A 14,073-nucleotide genomic window follows, 5' to 3' on the forward strand; every position below is an offset into this window, starting at 1 on the left:
GCCCCGCGATGTACAAAGTGCCCGGGGCCAATGCCCGGGCACTTTGAGGGTGCATTGGAGGCACTAGACGCGGATGCGATAGCCGCGCTTCACCACGGTCTCCACGAGGCGGCCGTCGGGCAGCGAAGAACGGAGCCGGCTCACGGTCATGTCCAGCGCGTGGACCGAACCTCGGAGTTCCAACAGGTCGGACAGGGATTCGCGGGACAGGACCGCGCCGCCGGCACCCAGCAGCGCCCGGAGGAGCAGCAGCGGAGCGGGCGCCAGCTCCACCGGCTGGCCATCGATGCGCAGGCTCCGGCCGCGCAGCTCGATCTTGCCGGACCTGGTGTCCAGCCGCCGGACATGGTTCAGTGCGAGGTGCTCGCACACCAGCCTGATCAAGGCGCCCATCCGGAAGCGTTCCGGGATCAGGGGTGTGATGCCGGCGTCCAGCAGCGGCTGCGCGGTCACTGGGCCCACCACGGCCGTGGTCACGTTCGTCTTCAGGCTCTCGATCAGCTGCTTGTAGACGCCCATCTCATGGGCAGTGCTCCACAGGGCGTCGACAGCAGGCGCGCTGGTGAAGGTCAGGACGTCCAGGTTTCCACTGCACACCGCCTCGATGAGGCGGGGAAGCTTGTCCTCGCCGTCGGGCTTCACCCAGCGGTATGGGGTGACCGTCAGGACGGTGGCGCCGGACATGCGCAGGCGCTCCAGCTGCCGGACATCCGTGTACCCGTGCAGCTGCACAGCCACGGTCTTTCCGCGGACGCCCTCGGTCAGCAGCATGTCCACCAGTGTTGCGGTGGTTTCGTCGCTGCTGATTCCGACGTCGGCAAGGCCGGCCGCGCGCACAGCACCGCGGGCTTTGGGTCCCCGGACGAACATCCGGCACGCACCGAGGGTTTCCAGCAGCTCGTCGCCGATGCCGAAGGAATCCGCGGCTTCGCACCAGCGGCGCATGCCGTAGGCGGTGGTGGCGATGCACAGGTCCGGCTTGGCCGCGATGATGGCGCGGGTGTCGTCGATGAGGCGCATGTCCTCCTGCACCGGGGCGATCTTCAGGGCGGGGGCGTGTAGTACTTCAGCGCCGCGGCGTTCGAGGGCCTCGATCAGGTCCTGGGACCGCCGGTCGGAGGTGACACCGATGCGGAAACCCTCCAACGGTGCTTCGGCTGCCTCGGGCGTCTCGTCGACCTGCGGTGCTTCGGCCGGTGCAAGTGCATTCATGGAGGTCAATCCTTTCACGAGCCCAGCAGCGAGGCCGCCAGCCTGTCCAGGTCGGCGGCGGCCTCAGCATGCCCGCGGTTGGCTTCCGCCACCCGCACCACCTCGCCGATGACCAGCACAGCCGGGTTGCTGCAGCCGGCGGCCGCAGTGGTGATGGTGCCGAGGTCCGCGATGGTGGTTCGCTGTCCGGGCCGGTAGCCACGTTCAACAACGGCCATGGGCATGTCCGTGCGCATTCCTGCCCGGCGGAGGCCTGCGGCAAGCTGGTGCAGGGTGCCGATGCCCATCAGTACAACGATGGTTCCGCCCAGTCCGGCCAGGTGCTGGTGCTCCTTTTCGGTCAGCGGGGCGTGTCCGGAGACCACGGTGAACATGTGGCTCACTTCGCGGTGGGTGACCGGGATTCCGGCCGCCGCGGGGACGGAGATGGCGCTCGTGACGCCCGAAATGACGCGGACCGGGACGCCGGCTGCCACACAGGAGGCAACCTCCTCGCCGCCGCGGCCAAAGACGTACGGATCGCCGCCTTTGAGACGGACCACATTGTTACCCGCGAGGGCGCTTTCCACCATGAGCTTTTCGATGTCGGCCTGGCTGACCTTGTGGTGCCCGGGCTTCTTGCCCACGTCCACGAGTTCGGCGGAGGTCAGAGCCGGCAGGTCCTGGCAGGGGGCCAGCCGGTCATAAAAGACGACGTCGGCATCACGCAGCGCCTTGACGGCGCCCACAGTGAGCAGTTCGGTGGTTCCGGGTCCGCCGCCCACGAGGGTGACGTGGCCGACGGGTCCGGCAGCAGGTTCCACGGCCACGGGGATGCCGGCTGCACGGCACCGGTCCAGCAGCGGCTCCCAGCCCGGCTGGCCGTCGTCGACCGCTGCCACCAGGAAGGGGCGCTCGGGCAGGGGGCCGTCATGGCCTGCGCCCTGCGGGGTGCTGAGGCGGTAGACCACGGCGCCGGCGGCCTGATAGCGGCGCACCGCCTGCCGGGCTGCGTGGTCCGAGCCGGCCACCAGGACGTCGCGGCCGGTGAGGTCGATGGTGAGCTGCATGGTTATGCCTCGTTCCTGATGGGTTCCGGCGAGCCGGGACGGACCGGGATGGATGCCCCGATCAGGACTTTGCCCTTCTCCTCCGGGGTGGCGGGGCGCATCTGGCCGCGCTCGTCCGGAACGAAGGTGATGGAGTCATCCTTCTGGTCGGGGGCGTTGACGAAGGAGCGGAACCGGCGCAGGCGCTCGGGGTCCTTGAGGGTGTCTGCCCATTCGTCGATGTAAGTGTCAACGTGCTTGGCCATGGCCGCCTCGAGGTCCGCGGCGATGCCCAGGGTGTCCTTGACCACCACGTCCTCGACGTGCTTGATGCCGCCGTCGAGCTCCTCCTGCCAGCGCGCCGTGCGCTGGAGACGGTCCGCGGTGCGGATGTAGTACATGAAGTAGCGGTCGATGTACTTGATCAGTGTTTCGTCGTCGAGGTCCTTGGCAAGGAGCTGGGCGTGGGCCGGGGTGGCGCCGCCGTTGCCGCCGACGTAGAGGTTCCAGCCGTCGGCGGTGGCGATCACGCCCACGTCCTTGCCGCGGGCCTCGGCGCATTCACGGGCACAGCCGGAAACACCCATCTTGAGCTTGTGCGGGCTGCGCAGGCCCCGGTAGCGGAGCTCCAGCTGGATGGCCATGGCCACCGAATCCTGCACGCCGAACCGGCACCAGGTGGAACCGACGCAGGACTTCACCGTGCGGAGGCTCTTGCCGTAGGCCTGGCCGGACTCGAAGCCGGCATCCACCAGTTCCTTCCAGATTTCCGGGAGCTGTTCCAGGCGGGCGCCGAACATGTCGATCCGCTGGCCGCCGGTGATCTTGGTGTAGAGGTTGTACTTTTCGGCCACTGCCGCGATGACGCCCAGTTTCTTGGGGGTGATCTCGCCGCCGGCGATGCGGGGGACCACAGAGTAGGTGCCGTCCTTCTGCATGTTGGCCAGGGCGCGGTCGTTGGTGTCCTGCAGTGTGCCGCGGCCGGCGTCCAGGACGTAGGCGCTGTTCTGGCTGGCCAGGATGTTGGCGATGGTGGGCTTGCAGATGTCGCAGCCGGCGCCCGTGCCGTACTTGGCCATGATCTCTTCGAAGGAGGTCAGTTCCAGGACACGGATGGCGTCGAACAGCTCCTGGCGGGACAGTTCGATGTGCTCGCAGAGGGCCTTGGAAACCTCGACGCCGGACTTGGTCAGTTCGGTCTCGAGCAGCTTCTTCAGCATGGGAACGCAGGAACCGCACTGGGTGCCGGCACGGGTGCAGCCCTTCAGCTCACCAAGTTCCTGGACGGGAGCGTTGCCTTCGCAGGCGCCGCAGCCGTTGATGGCGTCGCGGATGGTTCCGGCAGTGACGTTGTTGCAGGAGCAGAGGGTTGCGTCGTCCGGCAGTTCGGTCTCGGGAGCTTCGCCGCCACCGGCGGCGCTGAGGAATGCGCCGGGCTCGGCCGGAAGTTCGCGGCCCAGGAGCGGACGCAGGCTCATGTACGGTGAGGCGTCTCCGACGAAAATGCCGCCGAGCAGGGTCTTGGCATCATCAGTGGTGACAATCTTCTGGTAGACGCCGCGTGCGGGGTCCGCGTAGACGATTTCCAGGGCGTGTTCGGTCTTGGCGAAGGCGTCGCCGAAGCTGGCAACATCAACTCCGGACAGCTTGAGCTTGGTGGCGGTGTCGAAACCGGGGAAGGTGGCGTCTCCGCCGTGGAGGCGGTCGGCGACGATTTCGGCCATGGTGTTGGCCGGGGCGACGAGGCCAAGGCACATGCCGCCGTAGTTGGCCACTTCGCCGATGGCCCAGATGCCGTCCACCTCGGTGGCGCAGTAGTCGTTAATGACCACACCGCCGCGCTGGCCCAGGCTGAATACCTGCTCCTCGCCCTCGGCGGCGCGGAACAGTTCATCGCGGGGCCGCACGCCAATGGCGACAATCACGATGTCCGCATCGATGACCCGCCCGTCGGCCATCAGGACCCCGGTGACCTGGCCGTCGTCGTCGGACAGTACTTCCGAGGGGAAGACGCCGCCGTGGACCTCGAAGCCTTTGCCCTTGATGAGCCGGCCCATGGCCTGGCCGGCGCCCTCATCAAGCTGCGTGGCCATCAGCCACTGCGAACCGTCGATAACAATGGGGTTGGCGCCAAGTTGTTCGGTGCCGGCCGCGGACTCGAGCCCGAGGAGGCCACCACCGATGGTCACAGCGTTGACCTTGCGGCCCAGCTTCTGCCTGAGGCCGGTGATTGCCTCGTTGATGGCCCACACGTCCTCGAGGGTGCGGTAGACGTGGGTGTGCTCGGCACCGGGGATGGGCAGGCGCGCTGCGTTCGACCCGGTGGCCACTACCAGCTCGTCGTATTCGACAACGTTGCCGGCAGCGGTTTCCACCGTCTTGGCTTCGGCGTTGATCTTGACTACCCGCTCACCGGTCTTCAGCTCCAGGGAAGGGTGGTCCCACATTGAGGCGGTGCCCAAGGTGAGGTCCACGTCCTTTTCGGTGAGGGCCTTGGACAGCGCCACCCGGTCGTAGGGGAGGTGGGCTTCTTCGGTGAGGACCGTGACATGCCAGCCATCGAGGCCGCGGGCATGCATGGCGTCCGCAAAACGGTGGGCCGCTGGGCCGCCGCCGGCGACGACGATGCGGCGCGGAGTCTCTGTGCTTGAAGTCTGTTCGGTCACTGTGGGCCTTTCGCATGGGCCGCAGTGTTTCCTGCAGCCTTCTGGTGACGAGTGTCCATTCAGACTAGGGAGACGCAGTTTCGCTTCAGTTTCCCAATTGTTTCGTCAACTTAACTTCTGCATCACGAACGCATTTCCCGCCGCGTGAGGTGTCTTTTACGCATTGGACACATTCACTGCACCCCTCTGAAACACCCGCGGCCTAGCGTGGAACACGGCCGCAGAGGCAGCCAAAGGCAAGGAAAAACGCACAGGAAGAGGAGCCGACATGACGGCAACACTGGAACTTGGGGCACTCGCAGCAGCCACCGGCGAGGCCGCACCGGGCATCACCGCCGGTTGGCACCGCGTCTGCCTGGTGGATGACCTGGAGCCCGCCTGGGGTGAAGCCGCCCTCGTGGCCGGACGCCAGATTGCCCTTTTCCGCACCGGGCCGGCCGAGGTTTTCGCGGTGGCCCATGAGGACCCGGCCACCGGAGCACACGTGATGGCCCGGGGAATCCTGGGGTCACGCGGGGCGCGTCCCTCCATCGCTTCGCCGCTGCACAAAGAGGTTTACGACCTGGAAACCGGCGAATGCTTCAGCACCCCGGGCCTGAGCATCGCAGCGTTCAGCACCCGCGTGGTGGACGGCTTCGTCGAAGTCGAGCTGTAGAAACACTGCCGGAAACTACATTCAGGAAAAAGGGCGCCCGGCAGGGCGCCCTTTTCGCGGTTCGGGGATCCTGCTACAGACCCAGCGCCTCGCTGACGTCCCGGAGTACTTCATCCAGTTTGGCGCGGGCGGCCTGCCGGGCCTCCGGCAGTTCGGCCGCGGACCCTACGTGGTGGATCACCTCGAGGTAGCACTTGAGCTTGGGCTCGGTGCCGCTGGGCCTGATGATCACGCGGGTGAGGTCGCGGGTGAGGTAGAGGAGGCCGTCCGTGGGCGGAAGCTGCCCGCTGCCCTCGGCCAGGTCCGTGAAGACCTCGACGGCGGATGACCCGAACGATTCCGGCGGGCTGACCCGGAGCCGGTTCATCATCGCGTCCAGCAGGCCCAGGTCCGCCACCCTGATGCTGAGCTGGTCGCTGGCGTGCAGGCCGTGCTGGAGGTAGAGCTCATCCAGGGTGTCAAAGACGGTCTTCCCGTCAGCCTTCGCGGCGGCGGCGAGTTCGGCGATCAGCACTGCTGCCGAAATCCCGTCCTTATCCTTCACCAGGTCCGGGGCAACGCAGTAGCCCAGCGCCTCTTCGTAGCCGTACAGCAGCCCCGGCACCCGGGAAATCCATTTGAACCCGGTCAGCGTTTCCTCATGTGCGTAACCGGCAGCCGCCGCAATCCGGGCCAGCAGCCGCGAGGACACGATCGAGTTCGCGAACACGCCCTCGCTGCCGGCGGCACTCCCGCCTGCACTTTCGCCGGCCGCGGCCAACCGCGCCGCCACATGGGCGCCCAGCAGCGCGCCCACTTCGTCCCCGCGGAGCATGCGCCAGGCGCCGGTGTCCGGATCCTTGGCGGCAACTGCTGCCCGGTCGGCGTCGGGATCATTGGCGACAACAATGTCCGCGTCCAGCCGCCCGGCCGTCTCCAGGGCCAGGTCCAGCGCCCCTGGCTCCTCCGGGTTCGGGAAACTGACGGTGGGAAAGTCCGGGTCCGGCTGGGCCTGTTCGGCCACCAGAGTGACGTCATTGAAACCGGCGGCGTTCAGCACGGCCAGCGCAGTCTCGCCGCCGACGCCATGCATCGGCGTGAGGACGATGCGCAGGTCCCGGGCAGGGAAATATTCGGGCAGGGCCAGCGCGGCCGCAGCCTGCTGGTAACCGGCGGCCACGGACCCGTTCAGGACTGTCCAGCCGCCGGGGGCAAGGGCAATGGTGTCGAGCGGGCCTACGGCGTTGATCCTCGCCGCGATTTCACTGTCGTAAGGCGCCACGATCTGGGCACCGTTACCGCTGTCCGCCACGGCATGGCGGCCCAGGTAAACCTTGTAGCCGTTGTCCTGCGGCGGGTTGTGGCTTGCCGTGACCATCACGCCGCCGTCGCATTCCAGCGCCCGGACGGCGTATGCCAGCAGGGGAGTGGGCAGCGCGGCCGGCATCAGGAACGTCTCGATGCCGGCGGCCGTAAAGATAGCCGCGGTTTCCGCCGCAAAGATGTCCGAGTTGTACCGGGCGTCATAGCCGACGACGGCGCGCGGCCGGGTTCCCGGGGATGCCTCGCCTGCCGCGCGGACCAGGAAGTCCGCCAGTCCGGCAGCAGCGCGCCTCACCACCACGCGGTTCATCCGGTTCGGCCCGGGCCCCAGGGCCGCGCGGAGTCCCGCCGTGCCGAACTGCAGCGTTCCACGGAAGCTGTCCTCGAGTTCCTGGCGGGCTGCCGGGGAGCCGTCTTCCACCAGCCGGACCAGCTCAAGCAGGGACGCGGACGTTTCGGGATCCGGGTCTTGGGCAGCCCATTCACGGGCCTCGGTGAGCAGGCGGAAATCGGCATCGGAAGACGTCATGGGCACAAACCTATCGTCATTGCTCCCTTACTTCCCGCAACGCGGGGTCGGATGCGGCCCAAAGAACGCGACGGATGGGGCCTGAAGTGTCCCCACCCGCACCCTGGCCTCGCAAGCTCGGTCAGGGAACCCGGCGGGCGTGGCCCCACGCTGCTTTAGAGTTTGGCGATGATTTCGGCGAGCAGTTTGGAGATCCGCGGCCCTGCTGCCTGCCCTGACTCAATGACTTCCTGGTGGCTGAGCGGCTGCGGGCTGATGCCTGCGGCTAGGTTGGTGACCAGCGAGATGCCAAACACCTCCATGCCTGCGTGCCGCCCCGCAATGGCCTCCAGGGCCGTGGACATTCCCACCAGGTCGGCGCCGATGCGTTTGGCGTACTGCACCTCGGCCGGGGTTTCGTAGTGCGGGCCGGGGAACTGGGCGTAGACACCTTCGTCCAGGGTTGCGTCCACGTCGCGGGCGATTTTGCGGATCCGGGCAGAGTAGAGATCTGTCAGGTCAACGAAGGTGGCGCCCTCCAGCGGCGAGGCCGCGGTGAGGTTTATGTGATCGCTGATCAGCACCGGAGTGCCCGGCGCCCAATTTTCGTTCAGGCCGCCGCAGCCGTTGGTAAGGACCAGCGTGTTGCAGCCGGCCGCCGCCGCGGCCCGGATTCCGTGGACTACGGCGCGGACGCCCTTGCCTTCGTAATAGTGGGTGCGGGCGCCGAGCACCAGGGCCCGTTTGCCCTCTTTGGTCAGCACAGAGCGGATGGTGCCCACATGCCCTTCCACTGCCGGAGCGTGGAAACCGGGGACTTCCTCGGCGGACAGGGTAGCTGTGGTCTCGCCGATGAGGCTGGCGGCGTCTGCCCAGCCGGAGCCGAGCACCAGGGCCACGTCGTGGCGGTCCACGCCGGTTTCCTCGGCAATGTAGTCGGCGGCGGCGCGGGCGGCAGCGAAGGGATCCGTGTTCAGGAAGTCTGTTGTACTCACTGGTACAAGTTATCCTGCCGCTCCTGCAGGGCCCAGCCTTTGGCGGTTTTCCCCAGAGAACGGTTTCTTTGGCGGTCCGGCAGGGGATGCGGGAGAATGATTGTTTGTGACTACGCATCCAGATTTCAGTTCACCCCGGATCGCAATCCTGGGAGGTGGTCCGGGCGGATATGAGGCCGCCATGGTGGCCGCCTCGCTTGGAGCGCAGGTCACCATCATCGAGCGTGCCGGGCTCGGCGGCTCCGCCGTGCTGACCGACGTCGTCCCGTCCAAGACCCTGATCGCCACCGCGGACCTGATGACCCGCGTCGCCGAGGCGGGGGAGCTGGGAGTGAAGTTCGACGTCGACGGCGGAGACTTTGTGCCGGTGATGCGCGCTGATCTCAAACACATCAACGACCGCCTCCTGAACCTCGCGCGCAGCCAGTCCAAGGACATCTCCGACGGTTTGGCGCAGCAGGGCGTGCGCATTCTGGCCGGATCCGGGCGGCTCCTGGATGACCACACCATCGAGGTCCTCACGGCGGAGGGCACCGAGACCGTGGAGGCGGACACCATCCTGCTGGCGCTCGGCGCCCATCCCCGCGAGCTGCCCACGGCCCGCCCTGACGGTGAGCGGATCCTGAACTGGACCCAGATCTACAACCTGGACGAACTTCCCGAAGACCTGATCGTGGTGGGCTCCGGCGTGACCGGGGCCGAGTTCGCGTCCGCCTACAACGGCCTCGGCTCGAAGGTCACCCTGATTTCCAGCCGTGACCGGGTGCTGCCTGGTTCTGACGTTGACGCTGCCGTGGTTCTCGAGGAGGTGTTTGAACGCCGCGGCGTGCGGGTCCTGTCGCGGTCCCGCGCGGAGCAGGTGGAGCGCACGGACGACGGCGTGGTGGTCACCTTGAGCGACGGGTCCAAAGTAACCGGCAGCCACTGCCTGCTCTGCCTGGGCTCCATCCCGAACACCGCCGGCATTGGGCTGGAAGAAGCGGGCGTTGCGGTCAGCGAAAGTGGCCACATCAAAGTGGACGGCGTCTCCCGCACCACCGCCCCCAATATTTACGCCGCCGGTGACTGCACCGGGGTCCTGCCGCTGGCCTCCGTCGCGGCCATGCAGGGCCGGATTGCCGTTGCCCACTTCATGGGTGACGCCGTTACCCCGCTCAAGCTGCACCAGGTGGCATCCAACATTTTCACCTCACCCGAAATTGCCAATGTGGGCGTGTCCGAGGCCGATATCGACTCCGGCAAGTACCAGGGCGACGTGGTGAAGCTCTCGCTCCGCAGCAATGCACGGGCCAAGATGCGCAACACCAAGGACGGTTTTGTAAAGATTTTCGCCCGGAAGGGCTCCGGAACGGTCATCGGCGGTGTGGTGGTGGGTCCCAACGCCTCCGAGCTGATCTTCCCCATCTCCATCGCCGTCAAGCAGAAGCTGCATGTGGATGACGTCGCCAGCACCTTTACCGTGTACCCGTCACTCACGGGCTCGATCTCGGAGGCTGCGCGCCGGCTGCACGTGCACATGTAGGACCTGCGCTTGCAGGGAAGCGGCGCCGCCGGGAGTCTGACCCCCGGTGCGCCCTGCATAGACGCCTCTGAGGACCGGCCGGGAATTTCATCAGGATTTTCCCGGCCGTCCCTGCATCAGCCATCGACTCAAGGAGGAGTGGCAGCCATGGCAACAGACCTTGTTCGACCGCGCAGCGGCAAAATCATCGGCGGCGTCTGCGCTGCCCTGGCGGCCCGGTTCGGGCTTCCGAAGTTCCTGGTCCGGCTGGGCTTCGTCATTTTCGGATTGGTGGGGATCGGCGAGCTGGTCTACATCGCTCTCTGGATCCTGATCCCCAAGGCACCGGTGTAAACAGCCCAAGTTTCGACAGGCTCAACCACCGAGGGCTTGCCCCTAGGGCCACGGCCGCCGGGTTCCCTGACCGAGCTTGCGAGGTTAGGGGGCGACTGGGGAGAAGTGTTTTTCGATGAGCCCCTTGATGTCCTCGTGGCAGCCGCCGCAGCCGGTACCCGCCCGGGTGGCTTTGGAAACCTCGGCCACGGTGGAGCAGCCTTCTTCCACGGCCCCCTGGATGGTTGCCCCGCTGACGCCTGCGCAGCGGCACACGGTGCCCTGCGGATCGGCCGCCGCACCGGGCAGCTGGTCCGGCCCGTCAAGGCGCAGCAGCAGCGACCTGTCCGCGGGCAGCTCGGCGCCTCGCTCGAAAAGCCCCACCAGTTCGGCCGCCGTGCGCGGCATGCCCACGGCCACCAGCCCCTCCAGGACGCCGCCCCGGGTGGTCATTTTGACGTAGCGGCCATGCTCCGGGTCCGCCCACTGCGCAATCTGCAGCCGGGCGCGGCCGTTGCCGGCGCCGGCCGTGAGGACCTCCTCGTCCCACGGCTCGGCGGCGTTGTCCCCGGCCACAGCCATGTTCATGCCCCGGGCCTTGAGGACAACAACGCCTGCCTGCTCGGCCGGCAGCTCCGGAAGGGCTTCGGCTTCTGCCGAAGCCCCTGACGCCAGCAGGGTCAGGTATTCGGCCAGCCATTCGGCCTGCCGCCAGCCCGGCCCCACCAGGCCGGACGGGCCCTTGGCATTCCGGCAGCGGGCGCAGTCCGGTTCAGGGCACCGCACCTCCGCGCAGTCGCCAATGGCAAAGATGTGCGGTTCGTGGTGCGCCCGCAGCCGGTGGTCCACCAGGATCCCGCTGGCGGTGGAAAGCCCGCAGCCCTCGGCCAGTTCGGTGCGGGGGCGGACACCGCACGAAATGACCAGGAGGTCGCCGTCGATCGCCGACCCGTCGTCGAGCAGCAATGCCGAGAACCCGCCGTCGGCCGCGTTGTGCTCCACGCCGGTGGAGCGCGCGTTGCCGGCCATCCGGACTCCGCAGCGGCGCAGGCTGGCGGCAAGGACGGCGCCGCCGCCGCGGTCGATGTTGCGTCCCAGCGGGTGCGGTCCGTTGTGGACCACCGTGACCGTGGCGCCTTCTTCAGCCGCTGCCAGCGCCGTCTCCAGGCCCAGGACGCCGCCGCCGAGGACCACCACGCGCTTACCGCCGTCCACCGCCTGCCGCAGCACTTCAGCGTCGCGCAGGTCGCGAAGGGCTGTCACGCCGGCCGGCAGGACCGGCGAGGTGGGATCCGGGTTGATGCCGGTCAGGTTGGGGATCACCGGGCGGGATCCGGTGGCGAATACCAGCCGGTCGTAGTGCGCCACGGAGCCGTCGGTCAGCAGGACCTGCTGCCGGGCGCGGTCCACGCGGCGGACGCGGATGCCCAGCCGGACATCCACGCCGTCGGCGGCCAGGGCATCGGCGTCGGAAAGCGCCAAGGCTTCAGCCGTGGTTCGGCCCACGCCCAGATCGGCCACCAGCACGCGGTTGTAGGCTGCTTCAGCTTCCGCGCCCACCACCGTGAGATGCACATGGCCGTCCCGGACGGCGGGCAGGAGCTCATCAACCAGCCGGGCGGCCACCGGGCCGAATCCCACAATGACAATCTGCTCGCTCATGAGGCCTCCGTCGTTTGCAGCACGTTGGTTGACAGGGGGGTGGCGGCAGGCCGCACCCACACTTTGTTGAACTTGAACTCGGGCATTCCGGACGTGGGATCCGTCGCCGCCTCCGTGAGGCGGTTGGCGCTCTCGAGTTCAGGAAAATGGAAGGGCAGGAACACTGTGTCCGTACGGATCGCCGTGCTCAGCTCGGCCCGGCACAGCACCTCGCCGCGCTCATTCGCCACCGAAACGAGGGACCCTTCGGTGATGCCCATGGCCGCCGCGGCGGCCGGGTGGACCTGCAGCTTCGCCTCCGGCCGGGTTTCCAGCAGCTCGGCCACCCGGCGGGTCTGGGCGCCGGACTGATAGTGCTCCAGGAGGCGGCCGGTGATAAGCGTCATGGTCGTGGCGGCCGGGTCAGGATTTGCGGCGGGCGTCCGACGGCGGCGGGGCGCCACCGGGACCATCACGGCTTTGCCGTCGGCGTGCGCAAAGGAGTCCCGGAACAGCCGCGGGCTTCCGGTGCTGCCTTGCGGGTACGGCCAGTAGGCAGCTTCGCCGCGGTCCAGCATGGCATAGTCGATGCCGGAGTAGTCTGCCAGCCCGCCGGCAGAGGCCAGCCGGAGTTCCTCGAAGACCGTCTCCGGGTCCTCGCTGTAGGTGGACGGCGCATCGAGGGCCTCGGCCAGCCGTGCCATGATCCACAGTTCACTGCGGGCGCCTGCAGGCGGCGTGAGGGCCCGGCGGCGGCGCAGGACCCGGCCTTCAAGGTTGGTGAGCGTGCCTTCCTCCTCCGCCCACTGGAGTACTGGAAGGATGAGGTCTGCCTCGGCCGCGGTCTCGGACATAAAGAAGTCGCAGACCACCAGGAAGTCCAGGCTGCGCAGTCCTTGAATCACGGCGTTGGCGTCGGGGGAGGCCACGGCGATGTTGGAAGCGTGGACGAAAAGGCAACGGACGCCGTCGGGCTGTCCCAACGACTTGAGCAGCTGGACGGCCGGCAGCCCCGGCCCGGGGATCAGCTGCTCCGGGACACCCCACACCTTGGCCACGTGCTCACGGGCGGCGGGATCGGTGATTTTGCGGTAGCCCGGGAGCTGGTCGGCTTTCTGGCCGTGTTCGCGGCCACCCTGGCCGTTGCCTTGGCCCGTGAGGGTGCCGTAGCCGCTGCGGGCCGAACCCGGCAGGCCCAGCAGGAGGCTGAGGTTGATGGCAGCGGTGGCGGTATCGGTGCCGTCCACGTGCTGCTCCACGCCGCGGCCGGTAAGGATGTAGCTGCCTCCGGCCCGTGCGCCGGAGGCAAGCCGGCGGGCTGTCTCGCGGATGAGCTCGGCAGGTACTCCTGTGATGGACTGGACACGTTCGGGCCAGAAGGAGTTCACGCTGCGGACCACGGCGCTGTAGCCCGATGTGCGTTCCTCGACGTACGCGGTGTCCACCAGGTCCTCGTGGATTACCACGTGCGAAATTCCCAGGAGCAGGGCGAGATCGGTGCCCGGCAGGGGCTGGAGGTGCAGGCCGCCGCCGTCGGCCGTAAAAGCCGCCGTGGCGGAACGGCGCGGATCCACCACAATCAGCCCGCCGGCGTCGCGCGTTCCCTTGAGGTGCTGGACGAAGGGAGGCATGGTTTCGGCAACATTGGAGCCCAGCATCAGGATGGTGCTGGCGGTGTCCAGGGCTTCGAGCGGGAACGGCAGGCCGCGGTCCACCCCGAAGGCGCGCATTCCGGCCGCCGCGGCGGAGGACATGCAGAAGCGTCCGTTGTAGTCGATGCGGGAGGTTCCCAGGGCGAGCCGGGCGAACTTGCCCAGCATGTAGGCCTTTTCGTTGGTGAGGCCGCCGCCGCCGAAAACGCCCACGGCGTCGCGTCCGTAGCGGGCCTGTGCGTCTTTCACTGCGCCGGCCGCGAGGTCCAGGGCCTGCTCCCAGCCGATGGGGCGGTGGACGCCGTCGGGGCCCTTCAGCAGGGGCTCGGTGATCCGGCCCGGGTGGTTCAACAGGGTGGCCGAAGTCCAGCCCTTGCGGCACAGGCCGCCGCGGTTGGTGGGGAAGTCGCGTCCGCTGACCTCAAGGGGTGCCGTGAGGGAAGGCCGTTCCCCGACGGCCGGTGCGGACACGGGGACTGACCCCGGCTGGACGGCCGGGGTCAGTTCCGCTGGAGACGTGAGCGTCATGGCGCACTGCAAAGCGCAGTAAGGGCAGTGCGTGTCGGCGCTTTTGGTCATG

Annotated in this window: 10 protein-coding genes; 3 read left to right on the forward strand and 7 right to left on the reverse strand. The window is 67.8% G+C overall.

Features of this window, described 5'->3' with window-relative positions; translation table 11 throughout:
- Positions 1-63: 63 nt before the first annotated feature.
- Genes QRN11_RS06865 through nirB form a run of 3 tightly spaced genes read right to left on the reverse strand, consistent with a single transcriptional unit; the run spans position 64 to position 4,906 of the window.
- A complete protein-coding gene (locus QRN11_RS06865) occupies positions 64-1,212 on the reverse strand; it encodes a uroporphyrinogen-III synthase (protein ID WP_285250366.1) in 1,149 nt (382 codons plus the stop codon).
- Positions 1,213-1,226: 14 nt separating this feature from the next.
- Complete coding sequence (gene cobA / locus QRN11_RS06870; protein ID WP_285250367.1) at positions 1,227-2,261, reverse strand: uroporphyrinogen-III C-methyltransferase; 1,035 nt, start codon at positions 2,259-2,261, stop codon at positions 1,227-1,229.
- 2 nt (positions 2,262-2,263) lie between these two features.
- Entirely contained in the window at positions 2,264-4,906 is a 2,643-nt protein-coding gene (nirB, locus tag QRN11_RS06875) for a nitrite reductase large subunit NirB (RefSeq protein WP_285250368.1), read from the reverse strand.
- A gap of 268 nt (positions 4,907-5,174) precedes the next feature.
- On the opposite strand from nirB, the gene nirD reads away from it, so the two are divergent.
- Positions 5,175-5,561: a nitrite reductase small subunit NirD gene (gene nirD, locus QRN11_RS06880; protein WP_285250369.1), complete on the forward strand. Its 387-nt coding sequence runs from the start codon at positions 5,175-5,177 to the stop codon at positions 5,559-5,561.
- Positions 5,562-5,634: 73 nt separating this feature from the next.
- Here the strand turns inward: nirD and QRN11_RS06885 are convergent, their stop codons facing one another.
- Positions 5,635-7,392: a phospho-sugar mutase gene (locus QRN11_RS06885; RefSeq protein ID WP_285250370.1), complete on the reverse strand. Its 1,758-nt coding sequence runs from the start codon at positions 7,390-7,392 to the stop codon at positions 5,635-5,637.
- Between the two features lie 155 nt (positions 7,393-7,547).
- Entirely contained in the window at positions 7,548-8,366 is an 819-nt protein-coding gene (locus QRN11_RS06890) for a purine-nucleoside phosphorylase (protein WP_091418368.1), read from the reverse strand.
- Between the two features lie 106 nt (positions 8,367-8,472).
- On the opposite strand from QRN11_RS06890, the gene QRN11_RS06895 reads away from it, so the two are divergent.
- Entirely contained in the window at positions 8,473-9,888 is a 1,416-nt protein-coding gene (locus tag QRN11_RS06895) for an NAD(P)H-quinone dehydrogenase (protein ID WP_091418528.1), read from the forward strand.
- 147 nt (positions 9,889-10,035) lie between these two features.
- The gene (locus tag QRN11_RS06900) at positions 10,036-10,221 is read left to right on the forward strand and encodes a PspC domain-containing protein (protein ID WP_285250371.1); all 186 of its coding nucleotides are present in this window, start codon (positions 10,036-10,038) and stop codon (positions 10,219-10,221) included.
- Positions 10,222-10,305: 84 nt separating this feature from the next.
- Here the strand turns inward: QRN11_RS06900 and QRN11_RS06905 are convergent, their stop codons facing one another.
- Both QRN11_RS06905 and QRN11_RS06910 read right to left on the reverse strand, forming a co-directional pair.
- Positions 10,306-11,862: an FAD-dependent oxidoreductase gene (locus tag QRN11_RS06905; protein ID WP_285250372.1), complete on the reverse strand. Its 1,557-nt coding sequence runs from the start codon at positions 11,860-11,862 to the stop codon at positions 10,306-10,308.
- On the reverse strand, positions 11,859-14,072 hold the full coding sequence (locus QRN11_RS06910; RefSeq protein ID WP_285250373.1) for a molybdopterin oxidoreductase family protein: 2,214 nt from the start codon (positions 14,070-14,072) through the stop codon (positions 11,859-11,861). Before QRN11_RS06910 ends, QRN11_RS06905 begins: the two co-directional genes overlap by 4 nt.
- Position 14,073: the final 1 nt, after the last annotated feature.

The sequence above is a fragment of the Pseudarthrobacter sp. fls2-241-R2A-168 genome (assembly GCF_030209335.1).
Lineage (GTDB): Bacteria > Actinomycetota > Actinomycetes > Actinomycetales > Micrococcaceae > Arthrobacter.

Coding starts and splice junctions, on each gene's coding strand:
- QRN11_RS06865 (WP_285250366.1), bottom strand. CDS start 1,212: ATGAATGCACTTGCACCGGCCGAAGCACCGCAGGTCGACGAGACGCCC.
- cobA (WP_285250367.1), bottom strand. CDS start 2,261: ATGCAGCTCACCATCGACCTCACCGGCCGCGACGTCCTGGTGGCCGGC.
- nirD (WP_285250369.1), top strand. CDS start 5,175: ATGACGGCAACACTGGAACTTGGGGCACTCGCAGCAGCCACCGGCGAG.
- QRN11_RS06885 (WP_285250370.1), bottom strand. CDS start 7,392: ATGACGTCTTCCGATGCCGATTTCCGCCTGCTCACCGAGGCCCGTGAA.
- QRN11_RS06900 (WP_285250371.1), top strand. CDS start 10,036: ATGGCAACAGACCTTGTTCGACCGCGCAGCGGCAAAATCATCGGCGGC.
- QRN11_RS06905 (WP_285250372.1), bottom strand. CDS start 11,862: ATGAGCGAGCAGATTGTCATTGTGGGATTCGGCCCGGTGGCCGCCCGG.
- QRN11_RS06910 (WP_285250373.1), bottom strand. CDS start 14,072: ATGACCAAAAGCGCCGACACGCACTGCCCTTACTGCGCTTTGCAGTGC.